Source organism: Sphingomonas sp. PEI4 (genome assembly GCF_056679955.1).
This window is the reverse complement of the sequence record NZ_JBWXPI010000004.1, coordinates 149,355-170,911: the sequence shown is the minus strand read 5'-3', so window position 1 is coordinate 170,911 and position 21,557 is coordinate 149,355. Positions and strand designations below refer to the sequence as shown.

23 protein-coding genes are annotated in these 21,557 nt (G+C 63.2%); 5 read left to right on the top strand and 18 right to left on the bottom strand.

The window, feature by feature from the left end; translation table 11 throughout:
- Positions 1–69 precede the first annotated feature (69 nt).
- Entirely contained in the window at positions 70–696 is a 627-nt protein-coding gene (locus AC1MLZ_RS23215; protein ID WP_037527274.1) for a cation efflux transmembrane domain-containing protein, read from the top strand.
- The gene (locus tag AC1MLZ_RS23210) at positions 696–2,651 is read left to right on the top strand and encodes an FTR1 family protein (RefSeq protein WP_480962215.1); all 1,956 of its coding nucleotides are present in this window, start codon (positions 696–698) and stop codon (positions 2,649–2,651) included. The genes AC1MLZ_RS23215 and AC1MLZ_RS23210 overlap by 1 nt, the downstream gene beginning before the upstream one ends.
- Positions 2,652–2,690: 39 nt before the next feature.
- On the opposite strand, the gene AC1MLZ_RS23205 is transcribed toward AC1MLZ_RS23210, so the two are convergent.
- From AC1MLZ_RS23205 to AC1MLZ_RS23150, 12 genes are all read right to left on the bottom strand, one after another.
- On the bottom strand, positions 2,691–3,014 hold the full coding sequence (locus tag AC1MLZ_RS23205) for a copper-binding protein (RefSeq protein ID WP_037527280.1): 324 nt from the start codon (positions 3,012–3,014) through the stop codon (positions 2,691–2,693).
- A 2-nt stretch (positions 3,015–3,016) separates the two neighbouring features.
- A complete protein-coding gene (locus AC1MLZ_RS23200) occupies positions 3,017–6,172 on the bottom strand; it encodes an efflux RND transporter permease subunit (protein ID WP_480962214.1) in 3,156 nt (1,051 codons plus the stop codon).
- Complete coding sequence (locus AC1MLZ_RS23195) at positions 6,169–7,416, bottom strand: efflux RND transporter periplasmic adaptor subunit (protein ID WP_480962213.1); 1,248 nt, start codon at positions 7,414–7,416, stop codon at positions 6,169–6,171. Before AC1MLZ_RS23195 ends, AC1MLZ_RS23200 begins: the two co-directional genes overlap by 4 nt.
- Positions 7,413–8,651 carry a TolC family protein gene (locus AC1MLZ_RS23190; RefSeq protein ID WP_037527282.1) on the bottom strand — a complete coding sequence of 413 codons (1,239 nt, stop codon included), beginning with the start codon at positions 8,649–8,651 and terminating at the stop codon, positions 7,413–7,415. Before AC1MLZ_RS23190 ends, AC1MLZ_RS23195 begins: the two co-directional genes overlap by 4 nt.
- Positions 8,652–8,733: 82 nt before the next feature.
- Positions 8,734–8,994, bottom strand: a complete 261-nt coding sequence (locus AC1MLZ_RS23185) for a hypothetical protein (RefSeq protein ID WP_480962212.1) — start codon at positions 8,992–8,994, stop codon at positions 8,734–8,736.
- An 80-nt stretch (positions 8,995–9,074) separates the two neighbouring features.
- On the bottom strand, positions 9,075–9,293 hold the full coding sequence (locus AC1MLZ_RS23180) for a hypothetical protein (RefSeq protein WP_480962211.1): 219 nt from the start codon (positions 9,291–9,293) through the stop codon (positions 9,075–9,077).
- Positions 9,294–9,531: 238 nt separating this feature from the next.
- Positions 9,532–9,942, bottom strand: coding sequence for a DUF411 domain-containing protein (locus AC1MLZ_RS23175; RefSeq protein ID WP_409349174.1), 411 nt, complete (start codon positions 9,940–9,942; stop codon positions 9,532–9,534).
- A 112-nt stretch (positions 9,943–10,054) separates the two neighbouring features.
- A complete protein-coding gene (locus AC1MLZ_RS23170) occupies positions 10,055–10,447 on the bottom strand; it encodes a DUF305 domain-containing protein (RefSeq protein WP_037527287.1) in 393 nt (130 codons plus the stop codon).
- Positions 10,448–10,580: 133 nt separating this feature from the next.
- Entirely contained in the window at positions 10,581–11,297 is a 717-nt protein-coding gene (locus tag AC1MLZ_RS23165) for a PepSY domain-containing protein (RefSeq protein ID WP_183937227.1), read from the bottom strand.
- Between the two features lie 46 nt (positions 11,298–11,343).
- Positions 11,344–11,928: a c-type cytochrome gene (locus AC1MLZ_RS23160; protein ID WP_037527288.1), complete on the bottom strand. Its 585-nt coding sequence runs from the start codon at positions 11,926–11,928 to the stop codon at positions 11,344–11,346.
- Between the two features lie 67 nt (positions 11,929–11,995).
- Positions 11,996–13,291: a copper resistance protein B gene (locus tag AC1MLZ_RS23155; protein WP_183937226.1), complete on the bottom strand. Its 1,296-nt coding sequence runs from the start codon at positions 13,289–13,291 to the stop codon at positions 11,996–11,998.
- Positions 13,288–15,363 carry a copper resistance system multicopper oxidase gene (locus AC1MLZ_RS23150; RefSeq protein WP_480962210.1) on the bottom strand — a complete coding sequence of 692 codons (2,076 nt, stop codon included), beginning with the start codon at positions 15,361–15,363 and terminating at the stop codon, positions 13,288–13,290. The genes AC1MLZ_RS23155 and AC1MLZ_RS23150 overlap by 4 nt, the downstream gene beginning before the upstream one ends.
- Before the next feature lie 178 nt (positions 15,364–15,541).
- Between AC1MLZ_RS23150 and AC1MLZ_RS23145 the strand changes: the two genes are divergently transcribed.
- Complete coding sequence (locus tag AC1MLZ_RS23145) at positions 15,542–15,877, top strand: hypothetical protein (protein ID WP_037527292.1); 336 nt, start codon at positions 15,542–15,544, stop codon at positions 15,875–15,877.
- Between the two features lie 31 nt (positions 15,878–15,908).
- Here the strand turns inward: AC1MLZ_RS23145 and AC1MLZ_RS23140 are convergent, their stop codons facing one another.
- The 5 genes from AC1MLZ_RS23140 to AC1MLZ_RS23120 form a co-directional block, all read right to left on the bottom strand.
- Complete coding sequence (locus tag AC1MLZ_RS23140; RefSeq protein ID WP_037527294.1) at positions 15,909–16,496, bottom strand: RNA polymerase sigma factor; 588 nt, start codon at positions 16,494–16,496, stop codon at positions 15,909–15,911.
- Between the two features lie 10 nt (positions 16,497–16,506).
- A complete protein-coding gene (locus AC1MLZ_RS23135; protein ID WP_037527296.1) occupies positions 16,507–16,947 on the bottom strand; it encodes a periplasmic heavy metal sensor in 441 nt (146 codons plus the stop codon).
- Positions 16,944–17,219, bottom strand: a complete 276-nt coding sequence (locus tag AC1MLZ_RS23130; RefSeq protein WP_480962209.1) for a hypothetical protein — start codon at positions 17,217–17,219, stop codon at positions 16,944–16,946. Before AC1MLZ_RS23130 ends, AC1MLZ_RS23135 begins: the two co-directional genes overlap by 4 nt.
- Before the next feature lie 442 nt (positions 17,220–17,661).
- Entirely contained in the window at positions 17,662–18,162 is a 501-nt protein-coding gene (locus AC1MLZ_RS23125) for a Ros/MucR family transcriptional regulator (RefSeq protein ID WP_183937224.1), read from the bottom strand.
- Complete coding sequence (locus tag AC1MLZ_RS23120; RefSeq protein ID WP_037527300.1) at positions 18,159–18,449, bottom strand: HU family DNA-binding protein; 291 nt, start codon at positions 18,447–18,449, stop codon at positions 18,159–18,161. Before AC1MLZ_RS23120 ends, AC1MLZ_RS23125 begins: the two co-directional genes overlap by 4 nt.
- Positions 18,450–18,711: 262 nt before the next feature.
- Here AC1MLZ_RS23120 and AC1MLZ_RS23115 point away from each other — a divergent pair, with 262 nt between their 5' ends.
- Positions 18,712–19,326 (top strand): DsbA family protein, encoded by a 615-nt coding sequence (locus AC1MLZ_RS23115; protein ID WP_480962208.1) that lies wholly within the window; start codon positions 18,712–18,714, stop codon positions 19,324–19,326.
- Between the two features lie 88 nt (positions 19,327–19,414).
- On the opposite strand, the gene AC1MLZ_RS23110 is transcribed toward AC1MLZ_RS23115, so the two are convergent.
- Positions 19,415–20,032: a YgjV family protein gene (locus AC1MLZ_RS23110; RefSeq protein WP_221211838.1), complete on the bottom strand. Its 618-nt coding sequence runs from the start codon at positions 20,030–20,032 to the stop codon at positions 19,415–19,417.
- Positions 20,033–20,420: 388 nt separating this feature from the next.
- Here AC1MLZ_RS23110 and AC1MLZ_RS23105 point away from each other — a divergent pair, with 388 nt between their 5' ends.
- Positions 20,421–21,530 carry an acyltransferase family protein gene (locus AC1MLZ_RS23105; RefSeq protein ID WP_480962207.1) on the top strand — a complete coding sequence of 370 codons (1,110 nt, stop codon included), beginning with the start codon at positions 20,421–20,423 and terminating at the stop codon, positions 21,528–21,530.
- Positions 21,531–21,557: the final 27 nt, after the last annotated feature.

Genomic DNA, 21,557 nt, shown 5'->3' with positions numbered 1-21,557 from the left:
TCCCGCTAATGCGAACTGATCGCAGATTCCGCTTGATCCTACAGTTACTGTAGCATGTAGGGGGACGCTATGACCTCCAATGAAGCAAGCTGCGGCTGCGCCGGCGAACCGGCTCGCGCGCAACACGATCCAGCCTACCGTCGCGCGCTACTGATCGTCGTGGTGCTCAACCTCGGCTTCGGTGTTGCCGAGCTATTCGGCGGATTTATCGCCGACAGTCAGGCGCTGAAAGCGGACTCGCTCGACTTTCTGGGCGACGGCTCGATCAGCCTCCTTGGCTTGCTTGCACTCGCCTGGGCGCCCCGGGCGCGGTCTAATATTGCCCTCTCGCAAGGGCTGTTTCTTGGGGCTCTCGGAGTGGGCGTGATCTGCTTAGCGATCTGGCGAGCCCTCAACGCTACCGCACCTGATGCCGAGCTGATGGGCGCGATTGGCGTCGTCGCTCTGGCAATCAATGTCGCCTCGGCATTGGTGCTTGCACGCTTCCGGGAAGGAGACGCCAACGTCCGTGCGATCTGGCTGTTCAGCCGCAACGATGCACTCGCTAATGTGGCAGTGATCGCCGCTGCCGGGCTGGTCGCTTGGACGGGGAGCGCCTGGCCGGACTTGGCGGTCGCCGGTGTAATCGCACTCCTGTTCCTGCACTCGGCTTATGAGATTGTCACAGGCGCGTTGCGCGAACGAGGGCAGCGATAATGCGTTTCCTCGACGTGATCAGGGCGCTGCTCTTGGTTCGGTTTTTGGCCACGATAGTTGCCTTGCTCGTCCCCACCGCGGCGATGGCCGATCCGGCTGATGTGCAAACCGCGTGGCGGCTGCTCGACTATGTGGCGGTCGATTATGGTGGTGCCGTTGAGGCCGGCAGGATCAAGAGCAAGTCCGAATATTCCGAAATGAATGAGTTTGCCGCATCGGTTTCGACACGGCTTCTGAGCTTGCCGGCAAAGCCCGAACGGCAAAGCCTCATTCAAGGCGCCGCCAACCTCCAAGCGCTTATTGGCCGCAAGGGATCGGCCGAACAGGTCGCTACCCTCGCGCATGGGCTCGCGGCCGATCTGCTGCGCGCCTATCCGGTGCCGCTCGCGCCCGACAAGGTGCCGGATCTCGCATCGGGATCTGCCCTGTTCCAGCAGACCTGTGCCGCTTGTCACGGCATGACAGGGAACGGGCACGGTCCTGACGCAGCCAAGCTTTCCACGCCTCCGATTGCGTTCACCGATGTAACCCGCGCCCGGCAACGGAGTGTGTTCGCGCTTTATCAGGTGGTGACGCAGGGCATTGACGGGACGGCGATGCAGAGCTTCGCTGATCTGCCGAACGATCAGCGTTGGGCGGCTGCGTTCCGCGCTGGCAGCTTTGCCTTTACCGACGAACAGGCGCGAGAAGGCGCGCGGCTGTGGAAGTCGGACGCGGCGCTTCGTAGACGTATTCCGGATTTGAAAACGCTGGTCGCGCTCACCCCGGCTGCGCTCGCTACCTCAATCGGCGAAGCCAAGGCCGACGCCGTGCTCGCGTTCCTGCGTCGCCACCCCGATCAGGTGGTGCAACAGGCGCCGGGATCGCTCTCGCTTGCCCGTGCCAAGCTTGCCGAAAGTGTCGCTGCGGCCCGGCGCGGTAATGCGCGCGGGGCGAAGGAGCTGGCCCTGTCGGCGTATCTCGACGGGTTCGAGCCGATCGAACCGACCCTTACGGCGCGCGATGCGACCCTGATGGGTCGTATCGAGGGCGCTATGGGCGAGTTCCGCGCCGCGATCGACCGCGGTGCCTCGCCCGAAGATCTCGCAGAAAAGGTATCGGTGCTCGACGGTTTGTTCGACGATGCGGAAGCCGTGCTGTCCCCTGATGCCGCGACGGGGGCGTCCACCTTCCTGGGGGCATTTACAATCTTGCTGCGCGAGGGGCTCGAAGCGCTGCTCATCGTCGTCGCCATGATCGCATTTCTGCGCAAGGCCGATCGCGCCGACGCGCTACGCTACGTTCATGGCGGATGGATTGGCGCGCTCGTCGCCGGCGGCGTCACCTGGGCTATTGCGACCTATGCGATCGGGATCAGCGGCGCGAGTCGCGAGCTTACCGAAGGGTTCGGATCGCTGTTTGCAGCGATCGTGCTACTCTCGGTCGGCATCTGGATGCACGGCAAGGCGCAAGCCGATCAGTGGCAGCGTTACATTCGCGAGAAGATGTCCCGCGCGCTTTCGGGCGGTTCGGGCTGGTTCCTGTTCGGGCTGGCGTTTGTCGTGGTCTATCGCGAGGTCTTCGAGACGATACTGTTCTATGCGGCTCTCTCGGCGCAGGGCAACAACGCGATGCTCCTTGCCGGTGCCGGGTCAGCGGTTGCTTTGCTGGGCGTCATCGCCTGGGCCATGCTCCGCTACACCAGAAAGCTGCCGATCACGCAGTTCTTCCGTTATAGCTCTTGGCTGATGGCGGCGTTGACGGTCGTGCTTGCGGGTAAGGGTGTTGCCGCACTCCAGGAAGCTGGGATCATCGACATAGCGCCGCTTGCAGACGTACCACGGCTGTCGATGCTTGGTCTGTTTCCAACCTGGCAATCGGTGCTCGCGCAAATTCTCATGGCGCTCGCTATCGCCATCGGGTTCGCGTGGAACCGGCGTGGCGGAAGCCGGACCCAGAAAGCTGCCTCGGCCTAGAGTAGAGGCGGACCGCCTCCACGGTCCGCCTGCAGCCCGTCAACGTCGCTTGATGGCGGTGATGGTCGGACCCGCCGCGGTCACCTGCACCGTAAAATCTATCCGCTGCTCGACCTTGACGCTTCTAAGGAGCGTTGGCGGGTTGGCGACAAAGGCCATCGTCATCCCGGGCCATGCCAGTGCGGCGATCGGCCCGTGCTGGATCGTGACCTTGGCTGTCTTCGGATCAAGCGCCTTGACGATGCCGCTACCGTTGCCGGTTTTGGCGGACTTCGTCGCCGTGCCCGGCATCGGTTTGATTGTCTGCGCTATTACGGAGGTTGCCGTGAGGCTGGCGACGATGAGTAGGACGATGGTTTTCATGTCTAATCCTTGATTGAAGAGGGAAGGGGGAACGTAGAAGCGGCAGGCTGGCGCGATCGTCGCAGCAGCAGATAGGCGGCGGGCAGCACCAGCATCGAAAGAAGTGGCGCCGTCAGCATCCCACCAATCATCGGTGCAGCGATCCGGCTCATTACTTCGGAGCCGGTGCCTGTCCCGATCAGGATTGGGAACAGCCCGGCAAGGATTACCGCGACGGTCATCGCCTTGGGCCGGACCCGAAGGAGGGCACCTTCGCGCACTGCCGCTGCGACCTCGGCATCGTTCGGTGTCTCGCCCCGGGCATCCAGCGCGTGCTTGAGGTAGATTAGCATCACCACGCCGAACTCCGCGGAGACACCGGCAAGCGCGATGAACCCGACACCGGTGGCGACCGATTGGTTGTAGCCGAGCAGATAGAGCAGCCATAGGCCGCCTGTGAGCGCGAACGGCAGGGTGCCCATCACCAGCGCGGCTTCATCGAGCCGGCGGAAGGTCGCGTAGAGCAGCAGGAAGATGATGACCAAGGTCGCCGGAACGACGATCTTCAATCGCTCGACCGCGCGCTGCAGATACTCGAACTGGCCGGTGTAGGTGACGCTGACGCCGGGCGGCAGTCTCACCTTGGCGGCGATCACGTTCTGCAGATCACGAACGATGGTGGTGAGCGGAGCGCCGCGTCCATCGATGTAGATCCACGTTACCGGTCGACCATTCTCGCTGCGCAGCATCGGCGGTCCATCGGTGATGCGAACGTCAGCGACAGTGCCGAGCGTGATCTGCTGCCCTGCCGGCGTCAGTACGGCCAGATTGCGCAGGCCCTCGATGCTGTCGCGCAGCTCGCGCGGATAGCGCACGCTGATCGGATAACGCGCGAGTCCCTCGACGGTCTGGCCGATCGTCTCGCCTCCGATCGCGCTCGATACGATCGACTGCACGTCGGCGACGTTGAGACCATAGCGTGATGCGGCTGCCCGGTTGACATCGACATCGATATACCGCCCGCCGGTGAGACGTTCGGCGAGCGCCGAGCCGACCCCGGGCACGGTCTTCGCCACCTGTTCGATCTCGCGCGCAGCCGCATCGATCTCGGCAAGGTTCGCGCCTGCCACCTTGATCCCGATCGGGCTTTTGATGCCGGTCGACAGCATCTCGATCCGATTGCGGATCGGCGGGATCCAGAAATTGGCGAGGCCCGGCACCTTCACCGCCTTGTCGAGCTGATCGATCAATTTGTCCTGCGTCATGCCCGCGCGCCACTGATCCTTGGGCTTGAAGCGGATCGTGGTCTCGAACATTTCGAGCGGGGCAGGGTCGGTCGCGGTGTCGGCGCGGCCGGCCTTTCCGAACACGCTTTCCACTTCGGGTACGGTCTTGATGAGCCGGTCGGTGAGCTGGAGCAATTGGCCCGCCTTGGCGGTCGAGATGCCGGGCAGCGCGGACGGCATGTAGAGCAGGTCGCCCTCGTTCATCTGGGGGATGAACTCGCCGCCTAACTGACTGATCGGCCAGAGGCTGGTCGCAAACACGAGGCCGGCGATGACCAGCGCCTGTTTCGGCCGCGCCAGTACCCAGTCGAGCGCGGGACGGTAGATGCGGGTGAGGACGCGATTGATCGGATTGGCACTTTCGGACGGGATGCGGCCACGGATCAGCAACCCCATCAGCACCGGGATCAGCGTGATCGACAGGATCGCGGCACCCGCCATCGCATAGGTCTTGGTGAAGGCGAGGGGCGCGAACAGCCGCCCCTCCTGCCCCTGAAGCGAGAAGATCGGCACGAACGAGAAGGTGATAATGAGCAGGCTGAGGAACAGCGCCGGGCCGACCTCGACCGCTGCGGCGGTTATCACGCGCCAGCGTTCGGTGCCCGCCAACGTCTCGTCCGGATGATCGTGCGCCCAATGTTCGAGATGCTTGTGCGCGTTTTCGATCATGACGACGGCCGCATCGACCATCGCGCCGATGGCGATGGCGATGCCGCCCAGCGAGAGGATGTTGGCGTTCAGTCCCTGCACGCGCATCGCGATGAACGCGATCAGGATACCGAGCGGCAGGGTGAGGATGGCGACCAGCGCCGAGCGGACGTGCCAGAGGAACAGCGCGCAGACGAGCGCCACGACGATGAACTCCTCGATCAGCTTGCTGCGCAGATTGTCGACCGCGCGATCGATCAGGCCTGAGCGGTCATAGGTGGTGACGACCTCCACGCCGGGTGGCAGGCTCTTCTTCAATTCCTCAAGCCGAGTCCGTACCCCGTCGATCACCTCGCGCGCGTTCTTGCCCTGGCGCATCACGATGACGCCGCCTGCAACCTCGCCCTCGCCGTTGAGCTCGGCCAACCCGCGACGCATTTCGGGACCGATCTGGATCGTGGCGACGTCGCCGATTGTCACGGGCACGCCGCCAACCGTCTTGAGCGGCACGCTGCGGAAATCGTCGAGCGTCTTCAGATAGCCGGTCGCGCGGACGATATATTCCGCCTCGGCCATCTCGAGGACCGATCCTCCGCTCTCCTGGTTGCCGCGCTTCAGCGCCTCAGTCACCGCCTCGTGGGTGATCCCGTAGGCGGCCAGCTTCTGCGGATCGAGGACGACCTGATACTGCTTCACCATGCCGCCGATGCTCGCGACCTCAGCAACCCCCGGCACGGTCTTCAATTCGTAGCGCAGGAACCAATCTTGGATGCTGCGGAGCTGTGCGAGGTCGTGACGCCCGGTCCGGTCGACCAGCGCATATTCATAGACCCAGCCCACCCCGGTAGCATCCGGGCCGAGCGATGCCTTTGCACCCTCAGGCAGGCGGCTTTGTACCTGGCTCAGATATTCGAGTACCCGGCTGCGCGCCCAATAGAGATCTGTCGCGTCGTCGAACAGGACATAGACGAAGCTGTCGCCGACGAACGAATAGCCACGCACCACGCGCGCGCCCGGCACGGACAGCATCGTCGTCGCGAGCGGATACGTGACCTGGTTCTCGACGATCTGTGGGGCTTGGCCAGGATAGGTGGTGCGAATGATGACCTGGACGTCGGAAAGGTCGGGCAGCGCATCGACAGCGGTCGAGCGGAGCGCGCCCACCCCAACGATGATCAGCGCGAGGGCTGCGAGCAGGACGAGGAAGCGCGCCTTGACGGACGCCTCGATGATCCTCGCGATCACTTTGTGTCGCCCGTGACTGGGCGCGCGGCGATGCCGGTTAAACTCGCCTCGCTGTCGAGCAGGAACTGACCCGATGCGACGACCTTTTCGCCTGATACCAGTCCTGCGAGGATTTCGGTCTTGCCGCTTGCCTCGCGGCCTACTCTCACCTCTGCTGGTCGATAGCGGCCCTTGTCCTCGGCGAGCATGACCAGCGTTCGCGTGCCGGTGCGGATCACGGCTTCGCTCGGCACCAGCAGCGCGGTGTCGGACGTGCCGCCTAGATGGACGGTCGCGAACATGCCCGGGCGCAGGCGACCGCCTGGGTTGCGCAGCTCGATCCGTACTGTGAGCGTGCGGCTATCGGCTTGCGTCGTCGGCAAGACGGCGATGATCCGTCCGGTAAAATGCTCGGCAGGGAAGGCCGCCAGGTCAGCAGTTGCGGTCTGCCCGACCTTGACGACGCTTGCGCGCACTTCGGGCACTGCGGCGTTCAGCCAGACCGTGCCGAGGCCGTTGACCTGCGCGAGCGTCTGGCCCTGTGCGAGCGTAACTCCGGCACGGGCGTCGAGCGTTTGGATAACGCCGGCGATCGGACTGCGCAATGTAGTCAGGCCGCGCCCGCGCGGAGTGCCGCCCGGAATACCGAGAAGGCGCAGGCGCTGGGCTGCGGCCGCGATCAGTGCCCTGTCGCCGGTTCGCCGGACGGCCTCATATTCCGCCTGCGCTCCGCCCCATTCGGGCACGAGCAGGTCGGCGATCGGCGCACCGCGCGCGATCACGTCGCCCGGCGCACGATTATAGACCCGCTGGATAAACCCGGCAGCGCGCGCCTGGATGATCGCGATATCGCGCTGGTTAAAGTCGATCGTGCCGGTCGCATCCAGTGCGCCGGCCAGCGTCCCGGTAGTCGCCGTGGCTATACGGATGCCGAGATTTTGCATCGCGGACGGATCGATCGAGATGCCGGGCTTGGAATCTGTTCCCGTGGCACTCGCATCCGGATATTTGGGGATCGTCTTCATCCCCATCGACGAGAGCGAGTCCGGATTGTCGTAATGCTCCTGCGGCACCATCGGGTCGTAATAATAGAGTGGCTTGGGTTTAGCCGAGGAGGCCGGACCGGCGGTCGCCGATGTCACCGGGGCTGTCGTAGCCGGGCTGGTCAGCCGCGCCGCCACGAACCCGATCCCGCCGCTGGCAAGGATAGCAAGAACGACCACGCGGGACACAGGCGTACGTGGGAGCAGATCGCGCGGGCTCATCGTGGGTCGCTCCGATAGGTGAGAGTGAGACGTGCGCCGTCGATCGCGACCAGTGCTTCGCGATCGAGCGTTTCGAGGGCCGCATTGGCAAGCGCACTATGTGCGTCGACGACATCGAGCAGTCCGGCACGTCCGCCAGCATAGCTCGCGGTCTCGAGATCGACGCGCTTGCGCGCCAACGGCTCGAGCGTCTCCTTCGATCGCATCCACTGCGCATGGTGCATCACATGATCGGCAAGGCTCGCATCGAGGCTTGCCGCGAGTTGGCGGGCGGTATCTTCCTGCTCGGCGCGCCGTTTCGCCGCGTCCGCGGCGCGTGCGGCGATCAACGGGTCCTGTCGGTGCGATTTGAACAGCGGCAGGCCGATGGTGACGCCGGCGGAGACATAATCGCCAAAGCGTGGGTTGCGGCGCTGGTAGCTGACGTCGACACCGAAATCGGGGCGGCGATCGGCCTGCGCCAACCGGACATCGGCATCGGCTTGGCCGACACGGGCCGCAATCGCTGCCAGCATGGGATTGCGGTCGAGGGCACTGTGCAACTGCGCGGGGTCTACCATGAAGTCCGGCACCGGGCCGGCGACCACAGGGGTTGGATCACCGGTCCAGCGGATCAGGTCCGCGCGGCCACGCGCGACCGCGGACACTAGCTCGTCGCGGCGATCATCGAGGGCGGCGAGACCTTGGCGTCCGGCAAGCGTCTGCGCCGGGCGAGCGCTACCCGCGGACACCGCGCTTGGTGATGTCCGCACCAGACGATCGAGCTTGCCACGCACGGCGTCGAGCGCCGCTAAGCGGCGTTCGGCGTAGGCGAGCGTGATCCAAGCGACTGCGGTCTCGACCTCGACGGTGCGGGCTTCAGCCATCGTTTCCGCATCGGCAGCCGCGATATCGGTATCGGCGCGCGCCTGTTGCGCATGGCGTTTGGCAGCGTTCGGAATGTCTTGCGACAGACCTACCCGCGCCCAGGTAAAATTGTCACGATTGGGCTCGAACGCGAGCGGACCCGAGACCGGGAAGCTGTCGACACCGAGCGCGAGCTTCGGATCGGGTAGAGCGCCTGCGGCTCCGCGTGAAGCACGCGCGCTGTCGGCCCCAAGGGTACGGGCGCGGAGTGATGGCGCATGGCCTTTCGCTGCGGCGAGCGCCGCATCGAACGTGAGCGGTCCGGCCGTGGCTGTGGTGGCGGTAAGCGCAGCAATCAACGCGGCGCTCGGTATCGTGTATCTGGACATGGTTTCCCCGCTGGCAGATCGAAGTTTAGCGAAAGACCGACCGGCAGGGTCAAAGCCCCGCCGGTCGACTTTCAGCGCTCGATTAGGAGCTCTGCGAGGCGCAGCAGGCCATAGCGCCGGGCTTGGCTGCCATCATAGACTGGCAAGCGTCGGCGTCGGTCATCGCAATGGCCGCCGGCACCCAGACGCGACGCGCCACGGCAAGCGGCGCGCGAGGACCGGGAGCCTGGATACTCGCCCGCCATTCGTAATGACCGGCATCGGGACGCGGAGACGCGGATGCGGAGGTAGCAGCAAACACGACGATCATACCGACGAGGACGCCGGAAAACTTGATATTCATGACATGAATCCTTGATCTGAGCAGTGGCCGCCAGCACGCAAGTGCCTCGAAGGAGGCCTGCGGCAGACGGAATCCGGGTGTCAGATCAGGAAACTGGGTGGGTCGGGGTCGGGGCCGTAGGTCCGCCCATCAAGGCGCGCAGTCAGTGGCCATGCTGGATCAAGGCGATTGAGCTGGCGTGTCGTGAGAGTAGCACCTACCGGCTCGGTGATCGCCGCGGCGGGGCATCCCATCGCCGCGATGCATTGGAGCGTCATCTTCTTACACGGCACCGAGCCGTGCATCTGTCCCGCCGTCATGCCATCGCAGCAATCCATTGAGGCCATTGTCGCCATCGACATGGTTTCGCTCTGAAGCGGACTCATCGCCATCGCCGTGGACTGTCCGAACAGACCGACGACCGCGAACAATAACAGGAAAGGGCGAAGAAAGCGGGTCACGTCGTCGTGTAACCTAATGCAACGGGGTTAAAGGTCAATTCGCCCAAACGAGCAGTCGGTTACACGCCAAGATCAATGCCGTAGGATTAACCAGCTCTTATCCCCCGTGATGCGCGAAGACGCGGCCCCCAGCTGGGCCAAACGCGATCACGTCGTAGGCTTGCGGCTTTGCCCCTGCGACCTCCATGCCAGGGGAGCCCATCGGCATTCCCGCGACCGCTAGTCCGCGCACGCCGTTCGGGTGCTGCGCAAGCACGCGCTTCATGTCGGCGATCGGAACGTGTCCCTCAAATGCCATCCCGTCGATGATCGCAGTGTGGCAGGACGCGAGCTGCGCCGGCACGCCCACGCGGCGCTGGAAAACCGTGCGGTTCGCGTCGTCGATGATCTGGACCTTGCGGCCGAACTGCTGGCGAACCTGGGCTGCCCATTTCTCGCAACAGCCGCACCCAGGATCGCGGTGCATGGCGATGTCGGCCGCAGCCGATGCTACGGCGGGAACCGTCATCAACAAGGCGGCAATGATGCCGCGTAGGCCGTGCTTCATAGGTCAGCTCCGAATGAGAAACCCCGCCCTGCCGGGGGAATTGGGGGGAATCGACAGGGCGGGTAAGCACCCCTTACTGCGGGCGCTTACCGTGCTTGCTGAGCCAACCCTGAAGCTCGGCAATGCTCTTTTCCTGTTCCGCGATACCCATCTGAGCCATACGCTTAGTTTCGGCATCGTTAGCAACCCGCAAGGCGACGCGCGACATAGCGACAGCGCCGCGGTGATGTTCGATCATCTTGCGGGTCCACATTTCGGCCGCATCGCCCTGCTTGGCCGCCATCATCTTCTGGTGCATGTCCATCTCGGCCTGACCGTAGGGGTTGCCGGCCATCATCTTGGACATGTCGGCGCCCTTCATGCCGCCCATCTGGCTGTGGTCCATGCCCTGCATTCCCCCGCTCTGCTGTGCGAGCGCGGGCGTGGTGATCAGGGCTAAAGCTGCTAACGTCGGTGCAAATCGCATTGTCGATCTCCTCGGGTTCTAAGTCTTTTACGCGTGCGGGGACGCTACCCCTCACGCACGCCGTTAAAACGCGCGAGATGTCGTCCAGAAACGAGACTTTATTTCCAAGGGCGGCACGCCTGCGGCGCGTATATTACGCGCCAGTCCCGGCGATGCGACGTCGTCGCTTAGGCCACCGCATGTAGAGAAGGACCGCCCCGCCCAACCATAGAACCAGTCCGCCGATCGCGAAGGCGAGCAGCCAGGGTGTGTTGAAATTCTCGTGGTTCGTCCAATCCATAATGTGGAGGCCCCAGAAGAAGTCGTAGAGCCGCCATGTCCCGGTCCTCACCGCCATGATCCGGCCGGTGTCAGCCGCTACGAATACGCGGGTGGAGTCGGGATCGGTGAACGCAACGCGCCAAGCAGGAAGCGTTCCTCGGTATTCGGGGTTAGCGCGCTCGATCCGTTCTACCATTGCTGTCGGTCGGGCGCTGCCGCGCCACGCCGAGCGTGCAATCTCTTCGGCCTGGCGGGCTGTTAGTGCCGGAAGCACCGTGCCGGTCGAGGCGTCGAGCAGGCGCGTGCCTTTGGCAGTCGCGACCTCGGCGACGGGCCGGCCAAGCCACATGCGATAGGTTATCGCCTCGATCGGCGCACCGCTCGCGGCGACGATCGCCGATGGCGGCGCGAGCGCGATGCCGGTGGGAATGGCCGTCACGGCTTTGCGGTCGACGAGATGATCCCCATGCACCCGCTCGATCGGCAGGAAGCTCATCAAGGCGCCGCTCGTGAACCATAGCAGGAGCTGCGCGCCGATGATGATCGCAAGCCATTTATGGATGCGGCTCGCGAGCAGGTGCAGCCTCAATTTTGCGCTTTTCAGAACCGCCCCTCCATCAATGTCGTCGCCGGCATCATTTCATGCCTGGCATATCCCTCATCATCTCATCGTGATCGGCCGGGGCGCTCGCCACCAGCGCCTTATACTGCTCGGGCGTCATACCGGGGAGCTTGCGCACGAACGCGACCATATCCCAAATCAGGGGATCGGGATGGGTCTTGCCCCATGCCGGCATGGCGCTGAGCTTTACGCCGTGCTTGATGATCCAGAATTGCTGCGCGGGAGTGAGATCCTGGGCACGCGCGAGTTCCGGTGCCTGCGGATAGAGGCCCTGGCTCATTTCGGACTTCTCGACGCCGGGGCCGAGATGGCATCCGGAACACATTTCCCCATAAAGGCCCGCGCCGATCGACACGCGCTGCGCCGACGCAAGATCAGCCGGTGGCGCGATACCGCGGGCGTGCGCCTCGATCGACCGATCGCGCAACCGTTCGAGCACCGAATAGACCGCAGGCGTGTGCGGCTCGTCGGCCGCGATATTATACACGCCGAAATAGACGAATGCGGCTGTGCAAACGGCGACAAGAACCGCCACCACCGCAACGAAGGACAAGCTCGGCAAGTGCCGTTTCAGCGTGCCCGATGCCTCGTGTTGCATTACTTCTCCCCTCGACATGCCAGTTGATTATGCGCGCGAGCGCCTAGCGGTGCTCGGGGCGGCAGGCTCAGAACCACATGCGGACGCCGGCAACGATGCTGCGGGACGTGGCCTTGTCGCCCTCCGCCCGGACGTAGCGGGCGGTGTCGCCAAACCGGCGATCCCACGACACGCCGATATAGGGCGCGAACTCGCGCCGTATCTCATAGCGGAGCCTCAATCCCAGCTCGGCATTGGACAGGCCCGATCCGATCCGGTTTTCCGGCACGTCCTGAGCCGCGAAATTAAGCTCGGCGCGCGGCTGCAAGATCAGTCGCTGGGTGACGCGCTGGTCGTAATATCCCTCAAGCCGACCAAGCACATCGCCCTTGTTGGACAGGAACAGCGCCCCCTCCAACTCGAAGAAACCTGGTGCCAGTCCCTCAAACCCGACGGTCGCATAAGTGCGCTTCGGGGAAGGCCCCAAGTCCTGGCGCACGCCCGCTTGTAGATTGAAATACGGGCCGATCGTCCGGCTATAGAGCGCCTGCACCTCGGCAGTTTCGATGCCCTTGCGAAACGCTCCCTCGCCCTCACTCTTGACGAACAGACGGTTGATGTCTCCACCAAACCACGCTTCGCCGTCCCAGCGATAGCCGTCACGGCCGTTGCGGAATTGATACTCGGCTAGGTTCAACAGCACCTGGCTGAAGTTCTGACCGCCATGCTGCCGAAGATGATGGCGGCCCATCGCCATCGTGTCCGCCCCGTAAACGCCGTCGGCCGCGTGGTCAGTCGGGATAGGCGGGGGCGGTCCGTTTCCGGCGGGAAGCGCGGTGCCGGTCTGCTGCACCCCCTCCGTCGCCATGCCTGGCATCCCGGCCATGCCGGGCATTCCCTGCATGTCGTGGCCGCTGCTCTGGTCGGCTGGCATATTCATGCCCGGCATGGCCGAGTGATCCATACCCTGCATCGGCTGCTGAGCGCCCTGAGCGGGCGTCTGGCCGTTTTGGGGCATCTGCATCCCCGGCATCGCCTGCATGTCCTGCTGGGAGCCCTGCGGGGCATTCTGGTCCATCCCGGGCATGGTCGAATGATCCATGCCCGGCATGGTCCCGTGATCCATACCCTTCATGCCGGCCATTGGCGCGGCCCCGCGCTTCGCTGCTGGAGCCGCTTTCCCCCTTAGGGTTGCGGTGCGCGCGGTAGCCTTCGTCTTTGTGGCGGGCTTCCCCTTCGCTGCGGGTTTGTTCGCCGGCTTCTTCTTGGCGGGCATTGGCATCGTCATGCCCGGCATGTTCATGCCCTGCATCGACTGGGCGGCGACCGGAACGGTCATGCCAAGCATCGTGGTGGCGGCGAGCGCCGGGATCAGCCGGTTCATGCTGCCGCTCCCTCTAATGGCCGAACGGTGACGACACGCATCATGCCCGCAGTCATGTGGTAGAGATTATGGCAGTGGAACGCCCAATCCCCCGGAGCATCGGCCGTCAAATCGAAGGCCATTTTACCTCCGGGCGGCACATTCACCGTGTGTTTGCGCGGCGCGTGGTCGCCGTGGCCCGTGACCAGCTCGAAGAAGTGACCGTGGAGATGGATCGGATGCGGCATCATCGTGTCGTTGATCAGCGTAATCCGCACCCGCTCGCCGTTGCGAAACGGAATGGGATCGGCCGGGTCGCTGAGCTTCTGACCGTCGAAGCCCCACATGTAGCGTTCCATATTACCCGTCAGGTGGATCTCGAACTGACGCGATGGCGCGCGCACGTCCGGGTTGGGCGCGAGCGCCACGAGGTCACGATAGGTGAGGACACGGTGGTCAAGGTCTTCCAAGCCCTGCGGCGGCTCGCCACTCCGGTCTTTCGGCATCGGGGAAATGGTCTGCACGCCCGGCCCCATCTTGACGCCCGGCGCATTCTTCGGATCGCGCATGCTCATGTTCATGCTGCCACCTGAGCCGTGATCCATACCGGCCATGCCGCCAGCCTGGCTCGAGCCGCCCTGCATGGCGCTATGGTCCATTCCGGGCATAGCAGCGCCGCTGCTCATCTGGCCCTGATCCATGCCGGCCATGCCGGCACCACCCGCCGCCACCTGGCTGTGGTCCATTCCGGGCATGGCAGTGCCGCTCATCTTGCTGTGGTCCATGCCCGACATGCCGGACATGCCTCCCATCGCAGCGCCTACCGCGACCGTCCCGTGATCGGTGGGCTCCTTCCAGCCGGTCAGCTTCCATAGGTTGCGCGAAGCATTCTGCATCAAGGTGGGGTCCGCCCCGCGCTTCACGACCGGACTCTCCTCCGACATGCCGGACATGCCTTGCATCCCGCCCATGCTCCCCATGTCCATGCCCATATCGGTCATGGTCAGCAGCGTGCGCGGACGGAGTGGAGGAACGGGCGCGATCATGCCCTCACGCGGGGCAAGCGTCGCCCGGCCCATGCCGGAGCGGTCGATCGCTTCGGAGACGAAGCTGTAGGCCCGGTCCCCGGGCATTACGATCACGTCGAACGTCTCGGCGACGCCGATCTGAAACTCGTCCACCTGAACGGGGCGGACGTTCTGCCCGTCGGCCTGCACGACGGTCATCGGCAGGTCGGGGATGCGGACGTTGAAGTTGGTCTGCGCCGCGGCGTTGATGATCCGCAGGCGAACGCGCTCGCCTGCCTTGAACAGCCCCGTCCAATTGTCATACGGCCCATAGCCGTTGACCAGGAAGGTGTAGGTCGAGCCCGTGACGTCGGCGATATCGGCGGGGTCCATCCGCATTTTGCCCCAGTCGATACGGTCCTTCAGGGGCATCTCCCGACCGGCGAGCAAACCCGCGAGCGTCGGGCGCTGATAGTTGAAATAGGCACCGCCCATTTGCTTCAGCTTTCGGAAAATCTGGTCGCCCGTCATCTGGCTATGGTCGGACAGCACGATCACATGCTCGCGGTCGTAGCCGATCGGATCTGTGCCGGCCGGATCAATCACGATAGGACCGTAAAGCCCGCCTTGCTCCTGCGCGCCCGAGTGGCTGTGATACCAATAGGTGCCCGCCTGGATGATCGGGAACTCGTACACGAAGGTCGAACGTGCCTTGATGCCGGGGAAGCTGATGCCGGGAACGCCGTCCATCGGAAAGGGGACCAGCAGCCCATGCCAGTGGATCGAGCTGTCCACGTCGAGGTTGTTGGTGACGGACAGGCGGACCTTCTGCCCCTCTTTCAAGCGAATGAGAGGCGCGGGCACCGTGCCGTTCACGCCGATCGCGGGCGTGGACTTTCCATCGACGGGAAGTTTGAAACTGTCGATCGTCAGCGCGATCTCAGCGCCTGACACGACGGGCAACGGCTTGACGATCCCGCCCGACACAGGCTGCGCCCATGCGGGCATATAGGCGGTAAGCGCCACGCCGCCGCCCGCTAGGGCAGCCCCGCGTAGCATCTGGCGGCGATCGAATATGCGGCTCATACGGTCCTCAAGGCTCTCGAACGGGAGTGTCCCTCTAGCCTTGATACGCGGCGCGAGCGCGAACCCCTCAATGCCTTTGCAGGGAAAGGCGAGGGCAGGTGGTGCTGCGGCCTTTCCCTGCAATCTTGCTCAGCGACAGAGCCGCTTAGTAGCCATATGGGTTGGAGTAGTTCCGATCATGGTCGTCGCCATGCTCGCGCCGGAGTTCGCGATGCTCGTCGCGGTGCTCGTGGCGAAGGTCACGATGAAGCCGACGGTGATCCCGACGCGTCAGCCCGTAGGCGTGCGCCTCGGCATGTTCGTCGTCGATGGCATCATGGCCGTCATGGTGTTCGTCGCGCAATTGCTGGTGCTGATCGCCATGTTGCCAGTCCCGTTGATACCGCCAATCCTGATTTTGGGCCATTGCGGGCACCGCGAGACCGAAGGTCAGCCCAATCCCAAGCGCGACTCTACTCAAAGCGTTCATGTCACCTCTCCTAACTGTGGAGGCGTTCTGCGGCTCCGCTGTTGAACCGGCAGTGACGTAGATCGTAATCGGCTGTTCAGCCCGCGGCTGAGCGGGTCATCGCCCCAAGTCGGTCTGCCAGGCTGCGCCGCGCTCGATACAGGCGGGTCTCTACGGCCTTCTCACTGATCCCCAACACCTCGGCCGTCTCGGCTTGGCTCAAGCCCTCGATCGTGCGGAGGACAAGCGGCTCCTTCAAGTTCGCCGGCAAGGTCGAGATGGCACGCGTCACCCGGTCCAGCTCCTGACGGTCGCCCGTGGCGTCGTCGATTGCCACCTGATCGTCTGCCACCGCTTCGGCCTCGGGGCCGATCGGCGCGGCGAACGACAGGAAGCGCCGCACGGTGCGCTTGCGCCCCCAATCCCGGCACTTGTTGATCGCGATCGTCGATAACCACGCGCGCATCGAACGATCGCCGTCGTAGCGAGGCAACGCCTGGTGAGCCGCGACGAACGTCTCCTGCACCAGGTCCAGCGCCTCGTCGGCTTCTCCGACGCAAGCCCTGACCATGCGGAAGACTGACTGGCGATGCCGACGCATGATCTCGGAAAAAGCGGCCTGCCTTCCTGCGATGCTGAGCGCTGCAAGCTCACCCTCGGTTAGCGTCGTCCAGTCGAGGCTCACGCACCAAGACTCAATGGACGTCGTCGGTGAGCGCCTTGACCACCGCCTGATCGAACTGCCCGGTCTGGTTCGGCCGGAGAAGCTGTCGCATCGCGAATATGTGCGCGAGCGTCGCCTTTTGTAGTTCGCCCATCGCGGCATGGCTCTGATCGACTGCGGCGGCGACCCGCGGGCCGTTGCCGTGCTCGGCCTCGATCGCCTCGGCAAGCCGCGCGTTGTCGGCTCTCAACTCCAGCTCGAACGCGCGCCGCTGCACCGCGAACCGCTGCTCCAATATCTGAAGGCGCGCCTCTTGGGTGGCGTCCAGCGCTAGCTTGTGATGCAGCACGTCATGCAGCTCCGCGCCGGGCTGCGCCCGGGACGGGAGAAGCGCCCGCCCGATGAACACGCCGATGATCGCCGCGACGAAGCACGCGATCACACCAAGCATGAGCCGGGTACGGCCGCTCACGACGTGCCGACCAGCAAGGTCGATGGCGCGAGCGGCGACACTGGCCCAAGCGGGAATAGGAGAGATGCCGCGCTGGCCTCCTTCGCTGGAACGCCAGCGCCGAATATCCCCATGACGAGCGCAGCCGCGATCGTCATCGCGCCGAAGCCCATGCCGACACGGGCCACTGGCGCCGCAGAAATGCGCGCGAGCACCCTGGCTTCGATTCCGTCGAGGCTTTCGGGCACGGGTGCGTACGCGAGCCTCATCAATACTGCGTCGAGGTTGTTCATATCGTTCACTCCGCCCCTCTAGCATGAAATACGCGGGCGGGGCTCCTGTCCCTCACCCTCGGGTTGTGCGGGGTAGCCGGTCGAAGTGCGTACGTTGCGAGCTGCGCATGATCGGCGACCTGTTTGGTTAAACGCTACGCCCACGCCGGGCCGCAAGGCGAGGCGTCAGGGTTGGGTGGGTGGACAAAGGCCCGGTGGTCGAGCGACAGCCTCTATCTAGGCAGATTGGCTAAGCGACTAGTCGTGGACACGCGCGCATAGCAGACGAGCAGAGGCATTCCCCGAAAACTCAATACGGTCCAGCCGGATTTCGGAGAAGGAAACAAGAAGCGGTTTTGGGAGGCTAGGTATGCCGTTTCAACGTCCTTGGCCGATCGTGATAGCTCTCCCGTGGCGACCGTTTCTCGAAGAGGCTGCTAGGGTCCGACTGATTGCCTAAAAACTATCCGGTGATAGTCGGCAGCTTCAACTTTTGTCGTTTGGGCGGACTGGATTCAGTTGGTGTCGTCCGCAGGCCAGGTTTGCGGCCCAGGCCAATTTTCTTTGCCATGGCGCGACGCGCGGCTGAGTACGCTTCTGCCACCATCGGATAATCGGCCTTCAAATTATACCGGCGCCGATACTCTTCTTCGGTCAGGCCATGCCCTCCCAAATGGCGGCGCAAGGTCTTGTAAGGTTTGCCATCGATCATCGAGATGATGTGCTCCTTCGACGCGAGCGACTTGCGCACTGACACCGCCGGGGTGAACAGGTCAGCTGGAGGTTCCTCGACGCCTGCCGCATCTGGCTGACCGATCAGTTGCAGCACGCTATCTCGCATCGTGGCGAGAAACGCCGGCACGTCCTCGGCCGACGCGCGGGTGTTGGGATTACTCAACCATGCGATCGTCAGCTCGGTTGCGAGTTCGATAGCGCTTGGACCGGCGTCAGTCTCTGTCGTCATGAGCGACCCTTTGCGACGGGAAGCTTGTCCTTGAACGCCTTGGCGGGGACAAACACGACTTTGGTCGACGCAGCGATTTCCATTGGCTCGCCTGTACGTGGATTGCGTCCGGTGCGCGCGTTCGTACCCTTGCTGGAGAATTTGCCGAACCCCGGCAATGACACTTCCTCGCCGCGTGCAACCGCATCGCCGATACTGCCGAACACATGGTCGATCAGCGCGCGCGCCTTTACCGTGCTAAGTTCGCTTTCTGTTCCGACACTTCTCACAAGATCGTCCAGCTTCATGTAAAACTTTCCTTGCCGTCAAAGCGAATCAACGCACCGCAAAATAGCGGAGGCTTTGTGGGCACGAGTGAGCTGCTGTGTCGACCGATAATATATTCAGCAGAGTTCGATGCCCATGAGGTCGGAACAGTTTGGCTGTGCTCCGTGCCTCCACCCGCTACCAAGTGCGCATGCCAGGAATGTTTTACGCGCAGCGGCATCCGCGCCATCAGACTCCCGCAGGGGCTGTAGCATGCCCGCGCCGCTAACCCGTCGCCAAATAATGCAGCTGGGTGCATTGGTCGTTGGCGGATGGGCGGCCAGTATGGTGTTAAGGCGAACGGTGCCGATCGGACGTGACATCGGCAGGTCCAGCGCTTTGGCGAAAATCCTCGACGGAAAGGGTTTTCCGATGAGCGGGCCGGCTGATGCATCCCTGCATCTCGCTGTCTTTTCTGACTATCGCTGCCCAGCGTGCAGGCGTGCGTTCCCGGCGTTGGAAGAAGCAATACGCAAGGACGCAGACGTGCGCGTGATCTACAAGGACTGGCCCATTTTCGGTCCACCGTCGGAGCAAGCTGCACGGGTGGCGCTCGCGAGCGCCGAGCAGGGCATCTACCCGGCGGTTCATCGTCGGCTTATGACTGACAGTAGAGCTATTGACGATGGCATGCTCAGGAATGTCGTAACTGAGGCGGGTGGTGATTGGACCCGGACCATCGCCTATCTGACGTCGCACGACGAGCAAATCTCGGCGCTCCTTCGCACTAACGGTCAACAAGCTCTCGCGATCGGACTTCCGGGCACGCCGGGCTACCTTGCTGGGCCGGTGTTGGTCATCGGCGCGATTGACGAAGCGGATTTTACTCGATTGTTCGCTCGCGCGCGCGCTTCATGACGCACAAAGATCACATCCGCCTCTATCCAATGACATTGCGCTTGCATCGGCTACGCGTTCGCTGCCGACACGGCCTGTAATAGATCGATCATGCGCAGCGCTTCCGTTGCTCCGCGACACGATAGCGGTTCAGCCTGAATAAGCCCGCCCAGCCCAAGTATCGGTTGAAAGAAGCCCGGTAAACGCCCCCTGCATTGCGCAATGCAGCGCCTGAGCCCGCGGCTTGCAGGCTCCGCCGCGCCCCGAACGCCGCTAGGCCGAGTCCACCGATGTTAGTGACGACGGAGATGAAATCCACCGTCAGCGCAAACGGCGCGCCGACTATAATATTGTGTGCCAACCAGAAGGGAGCCCCGATCAGGAAGCCTACCTTCATCCGTATAGGCGATGGCTGATTGCGCGCGGCCATGCTTACTAAGCCACCGCAACCGGCCAGAAGCGATGATATGCCTGCCCATGTGATAAGAGCCAGCGCGGCAAGGACGACGAGGCTCGCGACATTGAGCGCAAGCCGCGTTCGACGGTCCCGTACGGTCAGCGCGATCATCAGCTGCGCTAGCGAGATGCCGCAAGCCACAGCTGCGGTCGAGGCGCCAAGGACGGCGAACTGAAATGTGAAGGCGGTCGCGCCTACGCCCTGGACGACGATCACCCGACGCAAACTGCGCAGGAACGGCCAGATAACAACGCAGCCCAGCCCGATCATGCCCAACAGAATGCTGGGCGCACTGCCAGCGGCCATCGCTACGGAAATAAAGGATGGCATGCTCTCTCGCGGAAATGTGGGACTACATCCGCATATGAAGATACGAGGTTAATAAGCCCTTCATTGTACGAGATGCGCACGGCTGCGGGTCAGATTCGAGCTCGGCGCCGAGAGTCTTTAGGTGGAAATGCTCGTCGATGTTGCGGGCAGGATGTCTTGCCATGCGCAGCCGCGTGGCTTGGGCGAAGAGGTATGCCAACCTCCTCGCGCGCCTCTGGACCCTGTGTCGCCTAGAGCCGTGAGGGGTAAACACCGCTGCCGCGTAAATCAAACGGGGCCTGTCGTGTTCAGACAACTTTGGGGTCGGCCTGCGGTTGGGGATCACGAGATGGCCGATGTTGCGACAGGTCGCGCCGAGCGAACGGCGGAGGATCGATCACGGTCCTTTCATATCCTAGACATTTTACGGGGTCTTGCCGCCATAAGCGTCATCACGTTGCATTACCCGCAAGCCTTCGCCCCCTTCGTAGCAATCGGAGCATACCTCGCGGTAGACTTGTTCTTTGTCATGAGCGGCTTCGTGCTCGCCCGCGCTTATGATGTGAGGCTTAAAGACGGAATGGGGGGAGGGGCTTTCATCACTGCTCGGCTAATCCGCCTCTATCCGTTCTATCTGCTGGCCTTGGCGCTGGGCATCGTTGAACTCGCTTATTACTATCGAAACGATCATCTCGCAGCGGAGATAATGCTCTCCGGCATATTCAACGTCGCGATGTTGCCTTCGCCACCGGTGGGTATCCCGTATCAACCGCTGTTTCCTGCGAACTTTGTAGCGTGGACTCTGTCATTCGAGCTGCTCGCCAACGCTGTTTACGGCTTTGGTTTCAGATTTCTGACTGTCGAACGACTGAGAAAGATCACCAGCATATCGGGCTTGGTCCTTTTGGCATTGGTACTCATTCGCGGCAATCTTAATGGAGGAGCATATTGGCCTGATGCTCATCTAGCCGCAATCAGGGTCACCTTTTCCTTCTTTGTCGGAGTTTTGATTCACCGCGCTCGGGAGGAGGGAAGATTAGCAGCGCTGACTTCCGTCAAGCTACCCCAGGCCATCATCATCGTGATCACGATCGGCGCCCTTGGTGCGCCCATACCACCTGCCTTGCGGGGGCTATTTGATGCGGCCTGCGTGCTGTTTCTATTTCCGCTGATTGTAGCCGCTTCGGCTGGGCGCAACCCGGTTCCAAGTCGAGGAATCAGCGCTTTTCTGGGGGAGATTTCCTATCCCATCTATGTCTTGCAAATCCCCGTCTTTACGCTTGGGGTGATGGGCCTGCCCAAACTTCTACCAGGTCTTCCACAGTTACCTGCGCCATGGTCAGGGTTTGTCCTGTTGTCTGCACTCTGCATCGCCTCGTGGTTTATGGCCGCGCGCGTCGACATCCCGGCGCGGCGCCGGATGAACGCTGCGGTGCTGCGGCATCTCCAGCCTGGGTAGAGGCTTCATGATGCATAGGGATGACCT